The sequence below is a fragment of the Streptomyces sp. JLBG701 genome, assembly GCF_058544905.1.
This window is the reverse complement of the sequence record NZ_CM178588.1, coordinates 2992671-3013171: the sequence shown is the minus strand read 5'-3', so window position 1 is coordinate 3013171 and position 20501 is coordinate 2992671. Positions and strand designations below refer to the sequence as shown.

Sequence of the window (20501 nt, the reverse complement as noted above, 5' to 3'; positions counted from 1 at the left end):
GGTTGATCCGGCGGGGAGGCGACGCAAGTCATGGACGACGGCGCACGATCGGTGAACGGGGCGGCCGGCAGGGCGGGTTCGGCACGCCGTGCCCCGGCGGGCAGCGGCGAGAAACTCGCGGACTGGGCGGACGGACGGCTCGGCCTGTATGCGCTGGCCAAGGCCAACATGCGCAAGGTCTTTCCGGACCACTGGTCCTTCATGCTGGGCGAGGTCTGCCTCTACAGCTTCCTCATCCTGATCCTCACCGGCGTCTACCTCACCCTGTTCTTCGAGCCCAGCGGCGTCGAGGTCGTCTACAACGGCTCGTACACGCCCCTCAACGGCGTCATCATGACCAGGGCGTACGAGTCCACCCTCGACATCAGCTTCGACGTACGCGGCGGACTGCTGATCCGGCAGATCCACCACTGGGCGGCGCTGGTCTTCGTCGCCGGGATGCTCATCCACATGATGCGGGTGTTCTTCACCGGCGCGTTCCGCAAGCCGCGCGAGCTCAACTGGGTGTTCGGCTGGACCCTGTTGTTCCTCGGCATCATCACCGGCCTGACCGGCTACTCGCTCCCCGACGACCTGCTGTCCGGCACCGGCATCCGCTTCTCGCAGGGCGCCATCCTGTCCGTCCCGATCGTCGGAACGTACCTGTCCTTCTTCCTCTTCGGCGGCGAGTTCCCCGGGCACGACATCATCCCGCGGCTCTTCCCGGTCCACGTCCTGCTGCTGCCCGGGATCATGCTCGGCCTGGTCGTCGCCCATCTGATCCTGGTCTTCTACCACAAGCACACCCAGTACCCCGGCCCCGGCCGCGACCAGAAGACGGTCGTCGGCATGCCCTTCCTGCCGGTCTACATGGCGAAGGCGGGCGGTTTCTTCTTCCTGGTCTTCGGCGTGCTGGCGGTGATGGGCGGGATCGCCAGCATCAACCCGGTGTGGGCCTTCGGCCCCTACCGAGCAGACCTGGTGACGACGGGTGCTCAACCCGACTGGTACCTCGGCTTCTCCGAGGGACTGATCCGGGTGATGCCGGGATGGGAGATCAACGCCTGGGGCCACACACTCCAGTTGGGCGTCTTCATCCCCTTCTCCCTCTTCCCGCTGATCCTGGTCGCCCTCGGCGTCTACCCGTTCATCGAGGCGTGGATCACCGGCGACAAACGCGAGCACCACATCCTGGACCGACCGCGAAACATGCCCGTCCGGACCGGCCTCGGTGTGGCCTGGCTGACTCTGTACGCCGTTCTGCTGATCGGCGGCGGCAACGACATCGTCGCCACCCATCTCCATCTCTCCATCAACGCGATCACCTGGTTCGTGCGGATCTCCTTCTTCGTGGCACCTGTTGTCGCGTTCATCATCACCAAGCGCGTCTGCCTGGGCCTGCAGCGCCGGGACCGGGACAAGGTGCTGCACGGCAGGGAGTCCGGCATCATCAAGCGGCTCCCGCACGGCGAGTTCGTCGAGATCCACGAACCGCTCTCGCAGGAGCAGCTGCACACTCTCACCCAGCATGAGCAGGACCCGCCGTACGAGCTTGGTCCCCTCGTCGACGCGAATGGCGTCCGGCGTCCGGTCAAGCCGTCGCAGCGGGTGCGGGCGCGGCTGGCGCGGGCCATGTTCGGGCCGGAGACGCGGATCGTGAAGCCAACGGTGGAGGAGTATCGCGAGGTCACTAGCGGCGATCACCACCACTGACGACGAGGGCCCGGCACTCCTCCGGGCTGCCCCAAGCCGTTCGCAGGGCACGGGCCTTGGTCAGCCACAGGGAGAGGTCGTACTCCGCCGTGTAGCCGATCGCGCCGTGCAGTTGGAGTGCGGTACGGGCCGTCCTGTACGCCGCCTCGCATGCCGTGACCTTGGCGGCGGCCACGTCAAACGGGGTCATGGTGAGGGCGGCGCCGAAGAGCAGCGGGCGGGCGAACTCCAGGGCTGTCTTCGCGTCGGCCAGTTGGTGCTTGACCGCCTGGAACGAGCCTATGGGGACGCCGAATTGGGTTCGCTGCTTGACGTGCGCCACCGTTTTGTCGAGGAGTGCCAGGCCGACGCCGAGGGCCTGGGCGGCGGTGGCTAGGCGGGCCCAGGTGAGGGCCTCGGCAACGGGTGGGTCGGCGGTGAGGAGTTCGCCGCCCGGGGTGAGTCGGGCGAGGCGGCGGGCGGGGTCGAGGGAGGCACGGACCGGGCCGTGGCCGGGGGCGAGGTGGAGGCCGTCGGGGGTCAGTGACAGGCGGGCGGTCGCCACGTCGCCGTCCAGGGCGTACGACCCTTCAGTCGCCACCGTCGCCATGACCTCGCCCGTTGCCAGCCGGGGCAGGAGGAGCTTGGCGGCGGGGCCGGAATCGCCGAGCAGGACCGCGCCGGTGACCGTCTCCACCAGCGGGCCGGGTACCGCATGCCGCCCCAACTCCAGGAAAGCGACGGCGAGTTCGACGGGCCGGGGGCCCATCCCCTCGTACGCCTCCGGAACCGCCAGCGCGAACACCCCCGCCTCCGCGATACGGGACCACAGCGCGCGCCCGCTGCCATGCTCGCCGCGACTCCACTCCCGTATCGCCGAAGGTGTGTCGGCGGCAGTCAGCATCGCGTCCAACGAGGCGGCGAACGCCCGCTGTTCGGTGTCCAGGAGGAAGCGCATCAGCGGTGGCGTCCCTTCGGCAGGCCGAGCAGGCGTTCGGCGATGATGTCGCGCTGGATCTCGTTCGTGCCGGCGTAGATGGGGCCGGCCAGGGCGAAGACGTAGCCCTCGGACCAGTCGGTGTCCGCGAACTCGCCTTCTGTGCCCAGGAGTTCGAGAGCCGTCTCGTGCAGCGCGATGTCGTACTCCGACCAGAAGACCTTGTTCAGGCTGGACTCGGGGCCGAGCGGCTCGCCGTCCAGGAAGCGGGAGGCGCCGGCGTAGGTGAAGAGTTGGTAGGCGCGGGCGCCGATGAGGGCGTCGGCGACCCGGTCGCGTGTTCCCGCCGGGCTGCCCTGGGTGTGCCACAGGTCGCGTAGGCGGTCGGCGGCGGCGAGGAAGCGGCCGGGGGAGCGGAGGGTCAGCCCGCGTTCGTTGCCCGCCGTCGACATCGCGATACGCCAGCCCTGTCCGGGCTCGCCGATCACGTCCTCGTCCGGCACGAACACCTCGTCCAGGAACAGCTCGGCGAACGCCGGCTTCCCGTCGAGCCGGCCGATCGGGCGGACCGTGACGCCGGGGGCTCGAAGGTCGAACATCAGGTAGGTCAGGCCCTGGTGGGGTCTCGGGGTGTCCGGCTCGCTGCGGAACAGGCCGAACGCGCGGTCCGCGAAGGCCGCCCGCGACGACCACGTCTTCTGCCCGCTCAGCAGCCAGCCGCCGTCCGCGCGAACCGCTCTCGCCCGGAGGGACGCGAGGTCGGAACCCGCCTCCGGCTCCGACCATGCCTGCGCCCAGATCACTTCGCCGGTGGCCATCGGGGGCAGCACGCGCGCGCGTTGCTCCTCGGTGCCGTGGTCGAAGAGGGTGGGGGCGAGGAGGTTGATGCCGTTCTGTCCGACGCGGCCCGGCGCGCCCGCCGCGTAGTACTCCTCCTCGAAGACCAGCCAGCGGAGCAGACCGGCGTCCTGACCGCCATAGCGCGCGGGCCAGTTCACCACCGACCAGCGGTCCGCGGCCAGTTCGGCCTCCCAGGCCCGGTGTGCGGCGAAGCCGTCCGCGGTCTCCAGGGAGGGGAGCGGGACGGCGGGCACGTGCGCGTCGAGCCAGGCGCGGGCCTCGGCGCGGAAGGCCTCGTCGGCGGGGGAGTGGGTGAGGTCCACTGACAGCATCCTTCCCTCATCATCCTTCCCTAACAAGTGTTTGGTAGGTTAGCGTGGGGCTATGACAGGCGTCGAGAGCCCGGAGTACGTCCCCGGGCACGGGCTGCTGAAGGGGCGCACCGCCGTCATCACGGCAGCGGCGGGAGCCGGGATCGGCGGAGCGACCGCGCGCCGCTTCCTGGAGGAGGGCGCACGTGTGCTGATCAGCGACGCGCACACGCGCCGGCTCAAGGAGTACGAGGCCGAGCTGGCCGGGGAGTTCGGCGAGGCATCCGTCGCCGCGCTGCCGTGCGACGTCACCGACGAGACACAGGTGCGGGCGCTCTTCGACACGGCCGCGCGGGTGCACGGGCGGGTGGACGTGGTCGTCAACAATGCGGGCCTGGGCGGCACTTCGACCCTCGTCGACATGACCGACGAGCAGTGGTCGAAGGTGCTCGACGTGACGCTGAACGGGACCTTCCGGTGCACACGGGCGGCGATGCGGTCCTTCCGCGAGCACGGGCAGGGCGGGGTGATCGTCAACAACGCGTCCGTCGTCGGCTGGCGTGCCCAGGCCGGGCAGGCGCACTACGCGGCGGCCAAGGCGGGCGTGATGGCGCTGACGAGATGCGCGGCGATCGAGGCCGCCGAGTACGGGGTCCGGGTCAACGCCGTCTCGCCGAGCCTCGCCATGCATCCGCACCTGGTGAAGGTGACGAGCCCGGAGCTGCTGGAGGAGCTGACCGCGCGGGAGGCTTTCGGGCGGTACGCCGAGCCCTGGGAGGTGGCCAACGTGATCGTGTTCCTGGCGTCCGGCTACTCCTCGTACATGACCGGCGAGGTCGTGTCGGTCAGCAGTCGGCACCCATGAGCGCGGGGGTGAGAATGTGCGCGTGCCTACCAAGAAGAAGCCCCAGGTGACCGCGGCCCCGGCCCGCCGCAGCGAACTCCTCGGCACCGCCGCCGAGGTCTTCGCCGAGCAGGGCTACAAGGCCACCACCGTACGCAAGATCGCGGACCACGCGGGCATGCTCGCGGGCAGCCTCTACTACCACTTCGACTCCAAGGAATCGATGCTGGAGGAGATCCTGCGCACCTTCCTCGACGAGCTCTGGGACGGCTACGACACCGTCCTGGACGCCCGCTTGGAGCCGCGCGAGACGCTGGAGGCCCTGGTCACCGAGTCGTTCCGGGAGATCGACCGGCACCGCGCCGCCGTCGCGATCTACCAGAAGGAGTCCAAGCAACTCGTCGCGCAGGAGCGGTTCGCGTTTCTCGCCGAGTCGCAGCGCAAGTTCGAGAAGGCGTGGCTGTCCACGCTGGAGCGCGGGGTCGCCGCCCAGGTCTTCCGGGCCGACCTCGACGTCCGGCTCACCTACCGGTTCGTCCGCGACACGGTGTGGGTCGCCGCGTCCTGGTACCGGCCCGGCGGACAGCACAGCCCGGAGGAGATCGCCCGGCAGTACCTGTCGATGGTGCTGGACGGGATCGCCGTACGCACATAACCGCACATAACTCAAAGGCGAGTTCGGGGAGTTGGTCGCCATGGCCGAGGCATACATCGTCGAAGCGGTCCGTACGCCCGTCGGGCGGCGCCGGGGAGGGCTCAGCGGGGTCCATCCGGCCGACCTGGGCGCGCATGTGCTCAAGGCGCTGGTCGGGCGCTCGGGCGTCGATCCCGCCGCCGTCGAGGACGTCGTCTTCGGCTGCCTGGACGCGGTCGGGCCGCAGGCCGGGGACATCGCCCGGACCTGCTGGCTGGCGGCCGGGCTGCCCGAGGAGGTGCCGGGCGTGACGGTGGACCGGCAGTGCGGATCCTCCCAGCAGGCCGTGCACTTCGCGGCACAGGCCGTACTGTCCGGCACCCAGGACCTCGTCGTCGCGGGCGGCGTGCAGAACATGTCCCAGATCCCCATCGCCTTCGCCTCCCGCCAGGCCGCCGAGCCACTCGGGCTGCGGGAGGGACCGTTCGCCGGCAGCGAGGGCTGGCGGGCACGCTACGGCGACCGGCCCGTGAACCAGTTCGCCGGCGCCGAGATGATCGCCGCGAAGTGGGGGATCAGCCGGCAGGACCAGGAGGAGTTCGCCCTCCGCTCGCACCAACGGGCCCTGCGCGCCATCGACGAGGGCCGCTTCGAGAGGGAGACCGTCCCGCACGGGGACGTGACCGTCGACGAGGGCCCGCGCCGGGACACCTCCCTGGAGAAGATGGCCGGACTGAAACCGGTCCTCGACGGCGGCACCATCACCGCCGCCTGCTCCTCGCAGGTCTCCGACGGCGCGGCGGCGATGCTGCTCGCCTCCGAACGCGCGGTCCGTGAACACGGGCTGACCCCCCGCGCCCGTGTGCACCATCTCTCCGTGCGGGGCGAAGACCCGATCCGCATGCTGTCCGCCCCGATACCGGCCACCGCCCACGCCCTGAAGAAGACCGGCCTGTCCATCGACGCCATCGACCTCGTCGAGATCAACGAGGCCTTCGCACCGGTCGTCCTGGCCTGGCTGAAGGAGACGGGCGCGGACCCGGAGAAGGTCAACGTCAACGGCGGCGCCATCGCCCTGGGACACCCGCTCGGCGCGACAGGCGTGAAGCTGATGACGACCCTCCTGCACGAACTGGAGCGCACGGGCGGGCGGTTCGGCCTCCAGACGATGTGCGAGGGCGGGGGACAGGCCAACGTGACGATCATCGAGCGGCTTTGAGCAGTCGGGGTGGTCAGCCGGTCAGCCGTCGGTCCTGAGTGACTCCAGGGACTTCAGCACCTCCTCCGCCTCCGCCATGATCCGGCCCACCAGTTCCGTGCACGATGGCAGGTCGTCGATGACCCCGGCGACCTGTCCGGATGCCATCACCCCGAGATCGGTACGTCCGTCCACCATCGACGCCTTGAGCAGCATCGGCGTGTTCGCCGCGAGCAGGACCTGGCTCCAGGTCAGGTCCTTGCCGTGCCGCAGCGCCAGGCCGTCGCGGATCATCCGCCGCCAGGTCAGCCCGGACAGTCTTCGGAAGCCGGCCGCCCGACGCACGGCCTGGGACAGGGCTCGCGCGCGGCCGGAGTTCTCCAGAGCGTCGACGAGTTCCGTGCGCAGCATGCGGTGCGGCAGCCCGTCGACCGCCTTCGTGACCGTGACGTCCTTGACCGTCGCTGCCAGATACCTGGCCTTCACCGCGTCCGGGACCGTCGAGTCCGACGTGAGCAGGAACCGCGTGCCCATCGCGACACCCGCCGCACCGTACGCCAGCGCCGCGACCAGCCCCCGCCCGTCGAAGAAGCCACCCGCCGCGACGACCGGTATGTCGACGGCGTCCACCACCTGGGGCAACAGCACGGTCGTCGCCACCTCGCCGGTATGCCCGCCGCCCTCCCCGCCCTGCACGATCACCGCGTCCGCGCCCCACGCCGCGACCTTCTCGGCATGGCGCCGCGCCCCGATGGAGGGGACGACGACCACGCCCGCCTCCTTGAGCTCGGCGATCAGTTCACGCGAGGGGGCCAGCGCGAAGGAGGCGACGCGGACACCCTCGTCGACGATGATCCGCACCCGGTCACCGGCGTCGCCCGCGTCCGCGCGGAGGTTGACCCCGAACGGCGCGTCCGTACGGGACCTGACCTCCCGTATCGCCTCGCGCAGCCGGTCGAGGGTCATCGTGGCGGAGGCCAGGATGCCGAGCGCCCCCGCGTTCGCCGTCGCCGAGACCAGACGCGGGCCCGCCACCCACCCCATCCCGGTCTGCACGATCGGGTGGCGGACCCCGACCAGCCGGGTGAATGCCGTCTCCATCAGGCCCTCGCCCCCTCTCCCGCTCCCTCCGGAACCTCGCGCGCGCGGGCGTTCGCCGGGTCGATCACCTCGCGGATCAGCCGCAGTTCCTCGGGAGTGGGCTCCCGGGTCGGCGGCACCTCGTCCGGCACGGTGAGTTCGAAGCCCGTCGCCCGCCGCACCTCCTCGACGGTGACCCCCGGGTGCAGCGAGGCCAGCCGCATCGAGTGGTCGGGGGTCGCGAAGTCGAAGACACCCAGGTCGGACACGACACGGGGGATGCGGTGGTGGCGGGCGCCGGCCGCGTGGTCGTATCCGACCCCGCACACCATGTCGACCTTCTCGACGAAGACCCGCCGGGAGTGTCTCGGTACCCAGTAACTCGTCGGATTGTTCAGCGTGTTGACCGGCGCTCCCCGCACCCCCAGCAACTGCCGCTTGGGCTTGGCCCAGTCGCCGATGCAGGAGATGTTCTGGTTGCCGTACCGGTCGATCTGGCTCGCGCCCATCATCACGTGCCGTCGGCCGCTCGTGACGAGGGTGAGGTGCTGTCGGTACGGCAGCCAGCCCTCCGGTGTCCCGTCGAGGCCGACGAGCATCGCCTCGCCGTCGGTGAGCAGCAACTCCGGCGAGAAGGTACGCCGGGCGAGCCGCGCACCGACGGACGGGATCAGGCCCATCGGACTGGCGAGGATCTCACCGGCATCGCGCCAGGCCTCGGCGCAGGCGATGACGCAGTACTCGGCGCGGGCGGGTGGGAGAAGAAGGGGGCGGGTGGTTGGGCGGAGAGGCGCGCCGGTGGGTGGGTCGTGAGCGTCGGTCATTTCTCCTGCTCCCTGTGCCAGTCCTGGACGGCCGACCGGTACGCCTGTTCGTCCCCGGCGGCGAACCGCTCCTCGAACTCCTCCCAGGGGGTGGTCGCGTACTGCTTCTGGAAGGCCTCGTCCCTGCCGTAGTCGGGCGCGCAGGAGGTGAAGTGCGCGCCGTTCGGGGCCTCGACCACGCCCGTCACCGTGTGCCGTTTGATCAGCAGGGTCTGCGGTGCGGCCTCCTTCGTCAGCTCGGCCGTGTCCACGACGCGTTCGCAGGAGACGTAAGCCGCGTCCGCCGCCTCGCAGAACAGGTCGTCGAAGTAGGGGTCGGGGCCCAGATACTGGCCGTTGCCCTGCCGGTCCGCCCGGTTCACATGGACGAGGGCCGCGTCCAGGCGCAGGGCGGGCATGGCCACGAACGTCTCCCCGTCCTCGTACGGCGAAGTCACCGTCCGCAGATCGGGGTTGACCCGCATGACGTCCGAGCCGATGCCCGCCCGCACGGGCAGGAAGGGCAGCCGGTTCGCGGCGGCGTGCAGCCCCCACATGAACATCGCCTCGTCGACCTCCGTCAGCTCGAAGGCTCCGCGCTCGCGTGCCGCCCGGTAGTGGGGTTCGAGGGGGATCGAGTCGAGGGTGACGAAGGCGGTGACCAGCTTGCGGATACGTCCGGCGGCGGCGAGCATGCCGACGTCCGGGCCGCCGTACGAGACGACGGTGAGATCGGTGATCTGGGACCGGAGCACCGCTCTCACCAGGGCCATCGGTTTGCGGCGCGAGCCCCAGCCGCCGATGCCGAGGGTCATGCCGCTCTCCAGCCGGGAAACGGCCTCGTCGGCGGTCATCGTCTTGTCGCTCACCTAGTCACCGTCCTTTCCCAAGGTGTCCTTGCCAAAGGTGTCGCGGACCCGGTCGGCCACCCCGCTGACGCTCGCCTCGAAGGTGAAGCCCTGCTCGAAGCGGTAGCTGCGGCGGACGTCGACCGGATCGATGCCGTTGATCGCAGCCTTGGCCAGGCGGATCAGCTCCCCGTCCTTGGCGGCTATCTCGCGGGCCACCTCCAGGGCCGCGGTGGGCAGTTCGGCCCGCTCCACCACCCGCCACACCGAGCCGTGCGCGTGCAGCTCGGCCGCGCTCGCCGTGCGCGAGGTGTAGTACAGGGCGCGCATCAGGTGCTGGGGGACCAGCCGGGCCAGATGCGTGGCGGCGCCCAGGGCTCCCCGGTCGAGCTCGGGCAGCCCGAAGGTGGCGTCATCGCTCGCCACGATCAGGTCCGCGTTCCCGGCCAGCCCTATCCCCCCGCCCAGGCAGAAGCCCTGCACCGCCGCCACCACCGGGACCTCACACTCGTAGACCGCCGAAAACGCCTCGAAGCAGCCGCGGTTGGCGCCGACCAGCGCACTCTGCCCCTGCGCCTGTATCTCCTTGATGTCCACGCCCGCGTTGAAGCCGCGCCCCTCGGCGGCCAGCACGACACACCGGATTCCGGGGTCGCGGCCGGCCGCGCGCACGGCGTCGGCCAGGGCGAACCAGCCGCGCACCGGCAGAGCGTTCACCGGCGGGTAGTCGACCGTGACGACGGCGATTCCATTTTTTTCGGGCCCCTTTTCCGGGAACGAGGTGGAGACACCCATGGACGCATCAGCTACCTTCCACTCAGCTACCTTTCCACCAAACATTTGTTAGGTGCGAGACTTCGAAGCTAGCAGCAGGCCGATCGCAGCGGGAGGCCCTGTGGATAACTCTCACTCCGCGCCCATGAGCGGCCGGACCGTCGTCGTCACCGGTGGCACCCGTGGCGTCGGCGCCGGCATCGCCAGGTCCTTCGTCGAGGCCGGCGCGCAGGTCGTCACCTGTGCCCGCAGATCACCCGAACTCCCTGTCGAGGGAACGGAGTTCGTGCCCGTCGACCTCCGTGATCCCGGCGCCGTACGGGCCTTCTTCGGCGCCCTGCCCCGGCTCGACGTCCTCGTCAACAACGCGGGCGGCGCCCCTTACCGCCGCTTGACCGACACATCGATAGAGCGACACATCCGGGTCATCGAGCTCAACCTCACCGCCGCGCTGACGGCCTCCCTCGCCGCGTACGAGCACCTCAAACGGGCCAGGGGCGCCGTCGTGATGATCGGCAGCGTCAGCGGCAGCCGCCCCTCGCCCGGCTCGGCGGCGTACGGGGCGGCCAAGGCCGGCCTGGAGAACCTCGCCCGTTCCATGGCGGTCGAGTGGGCGCCGGAGATCCGCGTCAACACCCTCGTCGTCGGCATGGTCCGCACCGAGCTGGCCCACCTCCACTACGGCGGCGACGACGGAATCGACGCGGTCTCCCGAACCGTCCCTCTCGGTCGCCTCGCCGACCCCTCCGACGTGGGCGCGGCCGCGGTCTTCCTCGCCTCCGACGCCGCCGCCTACATCAGTGGGGCGAGCCTGCTGGTCCACGGAGGCGGGGAGCGGCCCGCCTTCCTCGACGCCGCGACCGCCAACAAAGACGACAAGGACAACAAGAGCAACAAGGGCAACAAGGGCAACAAGGAGAAGTGAAAGGAGACGTGGGATGAGCAGTGGGATCTGCGACGGGCGGGTCGTCGTCGTCACCGGCGCGGGCCGTGGACTGGGGCGGGCCCACGCCCTCGCGTTCGCGGCCGAGGGGGCGCGGGTCGTCGTCAACGACCTCGGGGTCGGCCTCGACGGCACACCCGGCATCGACGGGCCGGACAGTCCTGCCGGGCAGGTCGTCGAGGAGATCCGTGCGGCAGGGGGTGAGGCGGTCGCGCATGGCGGGGACATCGCCACGAGCTGGGGTGCCGCGTCCCTGATCCGGACCGCCCTGGAGACGTACGGGCGGCTCGACACCCTTGTCAACAACGCCGGGTTCCTGCGTGACCGGATGCTCGTCAATCTCGACGAGGACGACTGGGACGTCGTGCTGCGTGTTCATCTCAAGGGGCACTTTCTGCCGCTGAAGCAGGCCGCCGCGTACTGGCGGGCGGAGGCCAAGGCCGGCCGTATGCCGGTGGGCCGGATCGTCAACACCAGTAGCGGGGCCGGGTTGTTGGGCTCTGTCGGGCAGGGCAACTACAGCGCCGCGAAGGCCGGGATCGTCGCCTTGACGCTGGTCGCCGCCGCCGAACTGGGGCGATACGGCGTTCAGGCCAACGCCATCGCGCCCGCGGCCCGGACCCGTATGACGGAACGTACCTTCGCCGAGACGATGGCCGCGCCCGGTGCGGGTTTTGACGCGATGGCTCCGGAGAATGTCTCCCCGCTCGTCGTGTGGCTCGGGTCCGCCGCGAGCGTGGGGGTGACCGGGCGGGTGTTCGAGGCGGAGGGGGGTCGGATCACCGTGATGGAGGGGTGGAGGGCGGGGCCCAGTGCGGACAAGGGGGCGCGGTGGAGTCCGGCGGAGGCGGGGGAGACGGCCCTGAAACTGCTGGCGGCGGCGGAGGTGCCGGGGGAGGTGTACGGGGCTTGAAGGTACGGGGCTTTCCTCGCCCCCGCCGCCCCTACCCGTCCCATCTCCAGGGGCGCTGCCCCTTCGACCCCGCCCCCAGGGGGCTCTGCCCCCTGGACCCCCGCTCCTCAAACGCCGGAGGGGCTGAATTTTTGCCGGTCTGGGGGCGGCAGCCCCCAGGGGCCGCCACCTATGTGTCACATTCCAGCACCGTCCCGCACAGCGCGCAGCGTGCCCGCACTCGCCCCCTCACCGGCACCCTGATCCGCTGATGGCACGTCGGGCAGGGGAACGAGACGCGGAGGTGGCCGCCGCCGTCCGGGGTGAAGGTGTAGGGGACGCCGGGCTGGGGGCCGGGGCCCCGGCGATGGTCGCGGTCGCGGGCGTAGCGGCGGCGGCCCGCCCAGCCGGCCGCCGTGAGCGGGGGCTGTTGTTCGTCGCGGCGGGCCTGGGCCATGCCCTTCACGTACGCGGTGTAGGCCTGCGGGCTGGTGAACCAGACCGACGGATCCTCGCCGAATACCAGGGCACGTTTCGCCAGGACGTAGCCGAACTCCTCCGGCGTCAGATAGCCCAGTTTCTGCGAGGACGCCGCGTCCTCCCGGTACGCGTCCAGCAGCAGCCACCCGGCGCCCAGGTACGTCGCCGCCGTGTCCGTGAGGATCTCGTTGTCCCGGGTGCCGGGGAAGGACAGGTCGAGGCGGTGGAGGTAGACGTGCATCACCTCGTGGGCCAAGGCGGCGCCGATATCGCGTCGGTGGGTGCGGAAGCGGTCGTTCAGTTCGACGAAGTACTCGGGTCCGGCGGCCAGTTCGACGTTGGCCGCGTGTGTCATCTCGCGGAAGCTGACGATCATGCGGGCGTCCGGGAGGTGGTAGTGCCGGACCAGTTCACGGGCCACCCGCTGCACCCCGAGATACAGGTCGTCGGCGTCGGCGAACGCCACGTCGGCGGGGGCCACGCTGGCCGAGAACGTCTGGATGGTGTCGTACGACAGTCGTTTGTAGAGCGCGGTGATGGCGGCCCGCACCGTCTCCAGATGTGGGTAGCCGTGCTCGACAGGCCCGCCGTCCGTCACGTCCGTACCCCCAAAGACGCCCTGAACTCGTCTCCACTCTATGCGGATGTGAGCGGATTTTCTCGGGCCGGGTTCCACGGTTACCGCGTGAGATCGGTCCTTGTCATGCAGGCTGTTTCGTGATCATCCTGCATCATCCCGCGTTGCGCCCAACCTCCCTCGAAAGGACGTCTGTTGATCCCCCACACGCCCAAGAGAAACCTCCTCGCCCTGGCGAAGAGAGCCTCGGCGGTCGGTGCCGTCGCCCTCGCGGTGGCCAGCCTCCAGCCCCTCGACGCGCAGGCCGCACCCGCGCCCGTCGTCGGTGGAACGCCCGCCGCGCAGAACGAGTTCCCGTTCATGGTCCACCTCTCCATGGGCTGCGGCGGTGCGCTCTACAAGAAGGACGTCGTACTGACCGCCGCGCACTGCGTGGACGGTTCCGGCAACACCACCGCCATCACCGCCACCGCCGGTGTCACCAACCTCGGCTCCTCCTCCGCGATCAAGGTCAAGTCGACCAAGGTCAAGCAGGCCACCGGCTACAACGGCAACGGCAAGGACTGGGCGCTCATCAAGCTCGCCCGGCCCATCGACCTGCCCACCCTGAAGATCGCCGCGGTCCCGAAGTACAACCGCGGCACCTTCACCATCGTCGGCTGGGGCGACACCGCGGAGAACTCCGGAACCGGCTCCACCAAGCTCCTCAAGGCCACCGTCCCGTTCGTCAGCGACAGCATGTGCCGCTGGGCCTACGGCGACCAGCTGATCGAGAAGGAGGAGATCTGCGCCGGCTACCAGAGCGGCGGCGTCGACACCTGCCAGGGTGACTCCGGCGGCCCCATGTTCCGCAAGGACGACGCCGGCAAGTGGATCCAGGTCGGCATCGTCAGCTGGGGCGACGGCTGCGCCCGCCCCGGCATCCCGGGTGTCTACACGCAGGTCTCCACGTTCGCCGCTGACATAGCGAAGGCGGCGGCCGCACTGTAGGTCCGCCGTCGGCGGAGCCGCACCCCCTGGGGATCCCCCTGCGGCTCCGCCGGACGTCCACTCCACTCACCCCGGCAGCGTCACGGGCTCCTGAGCCCCGGCTCCGGCGAGCCCTCCGGCGCCTGTTCGAACTCCAGCACCCACACCTCGTTGTCGCCCTCACGCAGCACAGGACCGGGCACATACAGCGCCGACTGCGGCCCAACGGACCAGTAGCGGCCCAGGTTGAACCCGTTGACCCACACGAAACCGCGCGTCCAGCCCGGCAGTTCGAGATACGCGTCCCCGGCGCCCTCCACCGTCACCGTGCCCCGGTACAACCCGCGCGAGCCATCCCCCGGCAGCCCCACGAAGGGCACCGCACCCACACCGGCGTCGAAGGCGTCCAGGCGCAGTCCACGCGCGCGTACCCCGTGCAGATACTGCCGCTCGTGCAGCAGCCCCCCGGTGACGCCCTTCGTCTCGCCGCTGCGCGGCCCGTAGTTGACCCTCCCCAGGGACTCCACCCACAGCTCCACACGCGCGTGCCCGGCGACGGGCTCCTTGAGCTGCTCGTCGCCCTCCATGAGCACGCCGGCCCGCTCTCCGTCGACGTACACCACCGCCAGATCCCGCAGCCCCCGCGCGGTCAGCGGGTACGGCTGCCGCGGCCCCGGCACGGTCACCTCGTAGCGCACCAGTCCGCGATCCACGTCGAGTTCCTCGAAGGTGGGCGGGACGGGGCCCTCGGTCTGTGGTCCGCCGAGCGCGTCCAGTACGGCCGTCAGGGGCGCCCAGCCGGTCAGGCGCACGCCGGCCGGTGTGGCCAGCGGCGCGGGTGCGGGCGGCGGTTCGGGCAGCGGGCCCTCCGCGTACTCGGCGAGCACCTCACGCAGGCGCCAGAACTTCTCCGTGGGGTGCCCGAACTCGTCGATCGGGGCGTCGTAGTCGTACGACGTCACGTCCGGCTCCAGCGGGCCCTCGTGCAGGTCGCCGCCGCCCCGGTTGGCGCCCGCCCAGCCGGCGAAGTTGGTGCCGCCGTGCGCCATGTAGACATTGACCGAGGCACCGCACTCCAAAATCTCCCGCAGCGCCGCGGCGGCGTCCTCAGGATCGCGTACGACGTGGTCCGCACCCCAGTGGTCGAACCAGCCGCACCAGAACTCCATGCACATCAGCGGGCCCTCGGGGCGGTGCCGGCGCAGTGTCTCGAAGGCCACGCGCGCGTGGGAGCCGAAATTCGCGGTCGCCAGGACGCCCGGGACGGACCCGCCGGTGAGCATGTGGTCCTCGGGGCCGTCCGAGGTGAACAGGGGCACGGTGACGCCCTCGTCCCGCAGCAGGTCGGCGAGGCGGCTCAGGTAGAGCGCGTCCGAGCCGTAGCTGCCGTACTCGTTCTCGACCTGCACCATGATCACCGGGCCGCCGCGGTCCACCTGCCGGGGCACGACTTCGCCCAGCAGCCGGCGAAACCAGCGCTCCACATGTCCCAGGTACCGCTCGTCGCGGGTACGCGCGCGCGTGCCGAGCTCGCCCGTCAGCCAGTGCGGCAGACCGCCGTTCTCCCACTCCGCGCAGATGTACGGCCCCGGCCGCACGATCGCCCACAGCCCCGCCTCCCGGGCCGCGTCCAGGAAGCGGCCCAGCGCCCCGACGTCCCGGAACTCGCCGGGGTGAGGCTCGTGGAGATTCCACGGGACGTACGTCTCCACACAGTTGAGGCCCATCGCCCGCAGCATCGCCAGCCGGTGCCCCCACTGCTCCTCGTGCACCCGGAAGTAGTGCAGCGCGCCGGACAGCACCCGCACCGGCCGCCCGTCCAGCAGGAAATCCGTGTCGCCCACAGTGAACTCGCTCATGCACCCAGCCTCACCACTGGCGGCGATCACGTCCATGGACAAAGATCGGCGCTGTTTGGACGAACCGACGCCGGTGAGGAGGAGCGGGGATGTACCAGACCTGGATGCGGTTCTTCAGCCCCGGCCCCGCCCACCACCGCCTCGGCCTCGTCTGCCTCGGCGTGGGCCTCCAGTTCGGTGTGCTGCCCACGGTCGGCCCCCGCACCCTCGACCACCACGTCGCCGTCGTGATCAACACGGGCCGCGGCTGGTACCTGAGCCCCGACGGAACCCGTACGACCGTCACCGCACCCGCCCTCCTGTGGCTCACGCCCGGCGTGCCCCACCACTACGCGCCCGACCCCGACACCGGCTGGGACGAGGGCTTCGTCGACTTCGCCGGGCCCGCCACCGCGACGTACACCGAACTCGGCTACATCGAGCCGGACAACCCCGTCGTGCCCCTCTCGGACGCCACAGGCCCGCGCGCGGTCGTCGGCCGCATCGCACGTGCCGCCCGCCGCGGCAACCCCCTCCTGGAGGTGGAGACCGGCGCCGCCGTCCACGAACTCCTCGTCGCGCTGCGCCGCGCCCGCGCCGGCCTGTCCCCCGACGGCGAGCAGGTACTCCAGGCCCTCGCCCGCGACGCGTGCCTGCCCATGACGGTCGCCGACCACGCGGCCCGCCAGGGCATGACCCCGGCCGAACTGCGCACCGCCGTCCGACGCGGCGCCGGCTGCAGCCCCAAGGACTACCTGCTCGGCATCCGCCTCGGCCGCGCCAAGGACCTCCTGGCCGCCACCGAACTCCCGGTCGCCGCCGTCGCCCGCCGCGTGGGCTACGACGATCCGGCCTACTTCTCCCGCCTGTTCACCCGCCGTGTCGGCATGGCACCCGTCCGCTTCCGCGCCCAGCAGGGCCGCGCCGTCCCCGGCGGCTGGAGCGACCAGGTCCCCGACCCCGACGACCCGCCGATGCTGCACTCGCCCGAGGCCTGACCGGAACGCACCCCACCCGGGCAGCCCGCGCGGCCAGGCCCCCGCCCGCCACGTAGGGTGGACGCCCATGACCACCAGCAACACCGGCACCGGTGACGTCGACCCCGCCGTCCGTGAGGAGCTCGCCCGGCTGCGCGAGAGCATCGACAACATCGACGCGGCCGTCGTGCACATGCTCGCCGAACGCTTCAAATGCACCCAGCAGGTAGGCCACCTCAAAGCGGCCCACCAGCTGCCGCCCGCCGACCCGGCCCGCGAGGCCCGCCAGATCGCCCGCCTGCGCTCCCTCGCCGAAAACGCCCGGCTGGACCCGGCGTTCGCCGAGAAGTTCCTCAACTTCATCATCGCCGAGGTGATCAGGCACCACGAGAGCATCGCCGACGGCGCGGTGAACGGAGGTTCATCCGTGGCGAATTGACCACGGGTCAACCCGACGGGGGAGTGACACGGGAGCCGCGCAGGGGCATGCTGCGCTGTGCACTCCTTGTCAGCTGACGAGCACTCCCCGTCAGTTCTCCGGACGTAAACTGGTTGTCCCACGCGGGAGGGACCGGGGCCATGCCTTCGGACGCGAAGATCCTCATCGTCGACGACCACGAGGACACGCTGTACGCGCTGGAGAGCGCCCTGGCCCCGCTGGGCTACCGGCTCAGCCGCGCCACCAGCGGCGACGAGGCGCTCAAGCAGGTCCTGCGCGGCCACGTCGGCCTCCTCCTGCTCGACGTGCGCATGCCCGGCGTCAGCGGCCTCGACGTGGTCCGCTACATGCGCCGCCTGGAACAGACCCAGCACATCCCCGTCGTCCTGGTCACCGGCTTCGGCCCCGACCACGAACTGACCTCCACCGCCTTCGGATTGGGCGTCGCCGACCTCGTCATGAAACCCATCGACCCCTGGGCGCTGCGCACCAAGGTCCGCTACCTCTACGACTCCCACCAGCGCCACCTCGCCCTCGAACAGGAACTCCGCGAACTGCGCGCCCTGGTCAAGGACCACACCGACGCCGAGGAACCCGCCCCCCGCCCCGCACTGCCCCACCCGGACGCCCGCGTCCCCGTCCAACGGGCCCAGCGCGGCCGGCGGACCGAGGGGGCACGCACCGGGGAACTGGAACAGGACCGGACATAGAGCGACCGGACAAAAGCCGTGTACCGGTCGGCCACTGTGCCATGTCAGTGGCATCAGGCAGCATGTCCTGCATGTCCGTACTGACGCGCGACGAAGCGCAGACCCGTGCCAGGCTCCTCGACGTCCACCGCTACACGATCGAACTCGATCTGACGACCGGGGACGAGACCTTCGACTCCCGCACCGTCATCCGGTTCACCGTGCGCGGCGACCAGACGGCCCAGGACACCTTCGTCGAGCTCAAGCCCGCCGAACTGCGCGACGCCACCCTGGACGGACACCCCCTCGACCCCGAAACCCTCGACGAGAACAGGCTCCCCCTCAAGGGCCTGACCCCCGGCGAGCACGAACTGCGCGTCGACGCCAGCATGCGCTACTCCCGCACCGGCGAGGGCATGCACCGCTTCACCGACCCCACCGACGGCGAGACCTACCTCTACACCCAGCTGTTCATGGAAGACGTCCAGCGCGTCTTCGCCGCCTTCGACCAGCCCGACCTCAAGTCCGTCTTCGACCTCACCGTGAAGGCCCCCGAAGGCTGGACCGTCCTCGCCAACAGCATCACCGACCACCTCGGCGAGGGCCGCTGGCAGGCCGCACCCACGCCGCTGATCTCCACCTACCTCGTCGCCGTCGCCGCCGGCCCCTGGCACTCCGTGCGCACTGAACACCACGGCCTGCCCTTCGGTATCCACTGCCGCCGCTCCCTGGCCCCCTACCTCGATGCGGACACCGAAGAACTCTTCGAGATCACCAAGCAGTGCTACGACCGCTACCACGAGAAGTTCGAGGAGCCCTACCCCTTCGACTCCTACGACCAGGCGTTCGTCCCCGAGTTCAACGCCGGCGCCATGGAGAACCCCGGCCTGGTCACCTTCCGCGACGAGTTCGTCTACCGCTCCGCCGTCACCGACACCGAGCGCCAGACCCGCGCCATGGTCATCGCCCACGAAATGGCCCACATGTGGTTCGGCGACCTCGTCACCCTCAAGTGGTGGGACGACATCTGGCTCAACGAGTCCTTCGCCGAGTACATGGGCTACCAGACCCTCACCGAAGCCACCCGCTTCACCGACACCTGGACCGACTTCGGCGTCGCCCGCAAGTCCTGGGGCTACGACGCCGACCAGCGCCCCTCCACGCACCCCGTGGCGCCCGACCCCGACGCCGTCCCCGACACCGCGTCCGCCATGCTCAACTTCGACGGCATCTCCTACGCCAAGGGCGCCTCCGCCCTGCGCCAACTCGTCGCCTGGCTCGGCGAGAAGGACTTCCTGGCCGGCATCAACACCCACTTCGCCCGCCACAAGTTCGCCAACGCCACCCTCGCCGACTTCATCGACTCCCTCGCCTCCGGCACCGACCGCGACGTCCACGCCTGGGCCGACGCCTGGCTGCGCACCACCGGCGTCGACACCCTCACCCCGAGCCTCAACCCCACCGACGACGGCACCAGCACCCTCACCCTCACCCACGAAGGCACCCGCCCCCACCGCATCACCATCGGCCTCTACGACCACGCCCCCGGCGACGACAACCAGCTCACCCTGCGCGAGCGCATCGACCTCGACGTCCCGCAGCCCACCCCCGAACCCATCGGCAAGCGCCCGGCCCTGCTCCTCCTCAACGACGGCGACCTGACCTACGCCAAGGTCCGCTTCGACCCCGACTCTTTCCAGGCCGTCCGCACCGGCCTGTCCGGCCTGCCCGACCCCCTCACCCGCGCGGTCGTGTGGAACGCCCTCAGGGACTCCGTCCGCGACGGCCAACTCCCCGCCTCCGCCTACCTGGAGGCCGCCCGCGCCCACCTCCCGCACGAAACGGACCTCGCCCTCCTCCAAGGCGTCCTCGCCTTCGCCACCACCCAGGTCACCGACCGCTTCCTGGCCCCCGAGGACCGCCCCGCCGCCCTCACCACCCTCACCGCCCTGTGCCGCGACCTCATCCGCCGCACCGAGGACGGCGACAACCCCGGCCTGCGCCTCATCGCCGTACGCCACTTCATCCAGGTCGCCGCCCACCCCGAAACCATCGCCGCCTGGCTCGCCGAAGGCACCGTCCCCGGCGGCCCCGAACTCGACCCCGAACTGCGCTGGCGCGTCCTGGGGCGACTCGCCGTCCTCGGCGCCACCGACGAGACCGCGATCGCAGCCGAGCTGGAGCGGGACCCCAGTGCCGCCGGCCAGGAGGGCGCCGCGCGTTGCCGTGCCGCCCTGCCCACGCCTGAGGCCAAGCGCACGGCGTGGGAGGCGATGTTCGCCCACGACGAGAGCGCCGACCTCTCCAACTACCTGTTCACCGCCACCGCCCAGGGCTTCTGGCAGCCCGAACAGGCCGACCTGGTACGGGACTTCGTCCCCCGCTACTACGAGGACGCCGTAGCCGTAGCCGCCCGCCGAGGCCCCGCCATCGCCGACGCCGCCGGCCGCTACGCCTTCCCGGCCCACGCCGTCGACCCCGAAACCCTCCGCCTCGGCGAGACCTGCCTCCGCGACGCCGACCCCATCCCGGCCCTCCGCCGCAAACTGGCCGACCAACTGGACGACCTGGGGAGGGCGTTGAGGGTCAGGCAGGCCTAGCCCACCGGAAGCAGAGCACGCCCCCATCCACGAGAAGGGGGTGTGCTCCTTTCAGCGCCGGTCCAGGCACCTTCAGCCCGTCCGGCGTTTGAGGACAAGGCCCGTTCAGGGCCGAAGCGGGGGCCTGGGGGCGGCAGCCCCCAGCGAGGCCCACACC

19 protein-coding genes are annotated in these 20501 nt (G+C 70.7%); 11 read left to right on the top strand and 8 right to left on the bottom strand.

Annotation, left to right across the window (positions count from 1 at the left end; translation table 11 throughout):
* Nucleotides 1-30: 30 nt before the first annotated feature.
* Nucleotides 31-1692 carry a cytochrome bc1 complex cytochrome b subunit gene (gene qcrB, locus AC5DRG_RS13795; protein WP_491810645.1) on the top strand — a complete coding sequence of 554 codons (1662 nt, stop codon included), beginning with the start codon at nucleotides 31-33 and terminating at the stop codon, nucleotides 1690-1692.
* Here the strand turns inward: qcrB and AC5DRG_RS13790 are convergent.
* Nucleotides 1670-2629 (bottom strand): acyl-CoA dehydrogenase family protein, encoded by a 960-nt coding sequence (locus tag AC5DRG_RS13790; RefSeq protein WP_491810643.1) that lies wholly within the window; start codon nucleotides 2627-2629, stop codon nucleotides 1670-1672. The genes qcrB and AC5DRG_RS13790 overlap by 23 nt on opposite strands.
* On the bottom strand, nucleotides 2629-3771 hold the full coding sequence (locus AC5DRG_RS13785; protein ID WP_491813033.1) for an acyl-CoA dehydrogenase family protein: 1143 nt from the start codon (nucleotides 3769-3771) through the stop codon (nucleotides 2629-2631). The genes AC5DRG_RS13790 and AC5DRG_RS13785 overlap by 1 nt, the downstream gene beginning before the upstream one ends.
* Nucleotides 3772-3832: 61 nt before the next feature.
* On the opposite strand from AC5DRG_RS13785, the gene AC5DRG_RS13780 reads away from it, so the two are divergent.
* Genes AC5DRG_RS13780 through AC5DRG_RS13770 form a run of 3 tightly spaced genes read left to right on the top strand, consistent with a single transcriptional unit; the run spans nucleotide 3833 to nucleotide 6456 of the window.
* Nucleotides 3833-4624 carry an SDR family oxidoreductase gene (locus AC5DRG_RS13780; protein ID WP_491810641.1) on the top strand — a complete coding sequence of 264 codons (792 nt, stop codon included), beginning with the start codon at nucleotides 3833-3835 and terminating at the stop codon, nucleotides 4622-4624.
* A 22-nt stretch (nucleotides 4625-4646) separates the two neighbouring features.
* Entirely contained in the window at nucleotides 4647-5258 is a 612-nt protein-coding gene (locus AC5DRG_RS13775; RefSeq protein WP_491810639.1) for a TetR/AcrR family transcriptional regulator, read from the top strand.
* Nucleotides 5259-5298: 40 nt separating this feature from the next.
* Nucleotides 5299-6456 carry an acetyl-CoA C-acetyltransferase gene (locus AC5DRG_RS13770; protein ID WP_491810637.1) on the top strand — a complete coding sequence of 386 codons (1158 nt, stop codon included), beginning with the start codon at nucleotides 5299-5301 and terminating at the stop codon, nucleotides 6454-6456.
* A 21-nt stretch (nucleotides 6457-6477) separates the two neighbouring features.
* Here the strand turns inward: AC5DRG_RS13770 and AC5DRG_RS13765 are convergent, their stop codons facing one another.
* The 4 genes from AC5DRG_RS13765 to AC5DRG_RS13750 are packed head-to-tail and all read right to left on the bottom strand — an operon-like array spanning nucleotide 6478 to nucleotide 9961.
* Nucleotides 6478-7536 (bottom strand): NAD(P)H-dependent flavin oxidoreductase, encoded by a 1059-nt coding sequence (locus tag AC5DRG_RS13765; RefSeq protein ID WP_491810635.1) that lies wholly within the window; start codon nucleotides 7534-7536, stop codon nucleotides 6478-6480.
* Entirely contained in the window at nucleotides 7536-8339 is an 804-nt protein-coding gene (locus AC5DRG_RS13760; protein ID WP_491810633.1) for a CoA-transferase subunit beta, read from the bottom strand. The genes AC5DRG_RS13765 and AC5DRG_RS13760 overlap by 1 nt, the downstream gene beginning before the upstream one ends.
* Nucleotides 8336-9187: a CoA transferase subunit A gene (locus AC5DRG_RS13755; protein ID WP_491810631.1), complete on the bottom strand. Its 852-nt coding sequence runs from the start codon at nucleotides 9185-9187 to the stop codon at nucleotides 8336-8338. Before AC5DRG_RS13755 ends, AC5DRG_RS13760 begins: the two co-directional genes overlap by 4 nt.
* Nucleotides 9188-9961 (bottom strand): enoyl-CoA hydratase family protein, encoded by a 774-nt coding sequence (locus tag AC5DRG_RS13750; RefSeq protein WP_491810629.1) that lies wholly within the window; start codon nucleotides 9959-9961, stop codon nucleotides 9188-9190.
* A 124-nt stretch (nucleotides 9962-10085) separates the two neighbouring features.
* On the opposite strand from AC5DRG_RS13750, the gene AC5DRG_RS13745 reads away from it, so the two are divergent.
* On the top strand, nucleotides 10086-10865 hold the full coding sequence (locus AC5DRG_RS13745) for an SDR family oxidoreductase (protein WP_491810627.1): 780 nt from the start codon (nucleotides 10086-10088) through the stop codon (nucleotides 10863-10865).
* A gap of 13 nt (nucleotides 10866-10878) precedes the next feature.
* Nucleotides 10879-11796, top strand: a complete 918-nt coding sequence (locus tag AC5DRG_RS13740; protein WP_491810625.1) for an SDR family oxidoreductase — start codon at nucleotides 10879-10881, stop codon at nucleotides 11794-11796.
* Nucleotides 11797-11965: 169 nt separating this feature from the next.
* On the opposite strand, the gene AC5DRG_RS13735 is transcribed toward AC5DRG_RS13740, so the two are convergent.
* On the bottom strand, nucleotides 11966-12853 hold the full coding sequence (locus AC5DRG_RS13735; protein WP_491810623.1) for a hypothetical protein: 888 nt from the start codon (nucleotides 12851-12853) through the stop codon (nucleotides 11966-11968).
* A gap of 174 nt (nucleotides 12854-13027) precedes the next feature.
* Between AC5DRG_RS13735 and AC5DRG_RS13730 the strand changes: the two genes are divergently transcribed.
* Entirely contained in the window at nucleotides 13028-13822 is a 795-nt protein-coding gene (locus AC5DRG_RS13730; protein ID WP_491810622.1) for a S1 family peptidase, read from the top strand.
* An 80-nt stretch (nucleotides 13823-13902) separates the two neighbouring features.
* Here the strand turns inward: AC5DRG_RS13730 and AC5DRG_RS13725 are convergent, their stop codons facing one another.
* Nucleotides 13903-15660: a glycoside hydrolase family 35 protein gene (locus AC5DRG_RS13725; RefSeq protein WP_491810620.1), complete on the bottom strand. Its 1758-nt coding sequence runs from the start codon at nucleotides 15658-15660 to the stop codon at nucleotides 13903-13905.
* Between the two features lie 89 nt (nucleotides 15661-15749).
* Between AC5DRG_RS13725 and AC5DRG_RS13720 the strand changes: the two genes are divergently transcribed.
* From AC5DRG_RS13720 to pepN, 4 genes are all read left to right on the top strand, one after another.
* The gene (locus AC5DRG_RS13720) at nucleotides 15750-16637 is read left to right on the top strand and encodes a helix-turn-helix domain-containing protein (RefSeq protein WP_491810618.1); all 888 of its coding nucleotides are present in this window, start codon (nucleotides 15750-15752) and stop codon (nucleotides 16635-16637) included.
* Between the two features lie 67 nt (nucleotides 16638-16704).
* Nucleotides 16705-17055, top strand: a complete 351-nt coding sequence (locus AC5DRG_RS13715; RefSeq protein ID WP_491810616.1) for a chorismate mutase — start codon at nucleotides 16705-16707, stop codon at nucleotides 17053-17055.
* Between the two features lie 140 nt (nucleotides 17056-17195).
* On the top strand, nucleotides 17196-17765 hold the full coding sequence (locus AC5DRG_RS13710; protein ID WP_491810614.1) for a response regulator: 570 nt from the start codon (nucleotides 17196-17198) through the stop codon (nucleotides 17763-17765).
* A 62-nt stretch (nucleotides 17766-17827) separates the two neighbouring features.
* Entirely contained in the window at nucleotides 17828-20344 is a 2517-nt protein-coding gene (gene pepN / locus AC5DRG_RS13705; RefSeq protein WP_491810612.1) for an aminopeptidase N, read from the top strand.
* The last annotated feature ends 157 nt before the right edge of the window (nucleotides 20345-20501 follow it).

What these genes read in the sequence shown, in the direction of transcription:
- qcrB (WP_491810645.1), top strand. Translation starts at nt 31, where the DNA reads ATGGACGACGGCGCACGATCGGTGAACGGGGCGGCCGGCAGGGCGGGT.
- AC5DRG_RS13790 (WP_491810643.1), bottom strand. Translation starts at nt 2,629, where the DNA reads ATGCGCTTCCTCCTGGACACCGAACAGCGGGCGTTCGCCGCCTCGTTG.
- AC5DRG_RS13780 (WP_491810641.1), top strand. Translation starts at nt 3,833, where the DNA reads ATGACAGGCGTCGAGAGCCCGGAGTACGTCCCCGGGCACGGGCTGCTG.
- AC5DRG_RS13770 (WP_491810637.1), top strand. Translation starts at nt 5,299, where the DNA reads ATGGCCGAGGCATACATCGTCGAAGCGGTCCGTACGCCCGTCGGGCGG.
- AC5DRG_RS13765 (WP_491810635.1), bottom strand. Translation starts at nt 7,536, where the DNA reads ATGGAGACGGCATTCACCCGGCTGGTCGGGGTCCGCCACCCGATCGTG.
- AC5DRG_RS13760 (WP_491810633.1), bottom strand. Translation starts at nt 8,339, where the DNA reads ATGACCGACGCTCACGACCCACCCACCGGCGCGCCTCTCCGCCCAACC.
- AC5DRG_RS13750 (WP_491810629.1), bottom strand. Translation starts at nt 9,961, where the DNA reads ATGGGTGTCTCCACCTCGTTCCCGGAAAAGGGGCCCGAAAAAAATGGA.
- AC5DRG_RS13745 (WP_491810627.1), top strand. Translation starts at nt 10,086, where the DNA reads ATGAGCGGCCGGACCGTCGTCGTCACCGGTGGCACCCGTGGCGTCGGC.
- AC5DRG_RS13740 (WP_491810625.1), top strand. Translation starts at nt 10,879, where the DNA reads ATGAGCAGTGGGATCTGCGACGGGCGGGTCGTCGTCGTCACCGGCGCG.
- AC5DRG_RS13725 (WP_491810620.1), bottom strand. Translation starts at nt 15,660, where the DNA reads ATGAGCGAGTTCACTGTGGGCGACACGGATTTCCTGCTGGACGGGCGG.
- AC5DRG_RS13720 (WP_491810618.1), top strand. Translation starts at nt 15,750, where the DNA reads ATGTACCAGACCTGGATGCGGTTCTTCAGCCCCGGCCCCGCCCACCAC.
- AC5DRG_RS13715 (WP_491810616.1), top strand. Translation starts at nt 16,705, where the DNA reads ATGACCACCAGCAACACCGGCACCGGTGACGTCGACCCCGCCGTCCGT.
- AC5DRG_RS13710 (WP_491810614.1), top strand. Translation starts at nt 17,196, where the DNA reads ATGCCTTCGGACGCGAAGATCCTCATCGTCGACGACCACGAGGACACG.
- pepN (WP_491810612.1), top strand. Translation starts at nt 17,828, where the DNA reads ATGTCCTGCATGTCCGTACTGACGCGCGACGAAGCGCAGACCCGTGCC.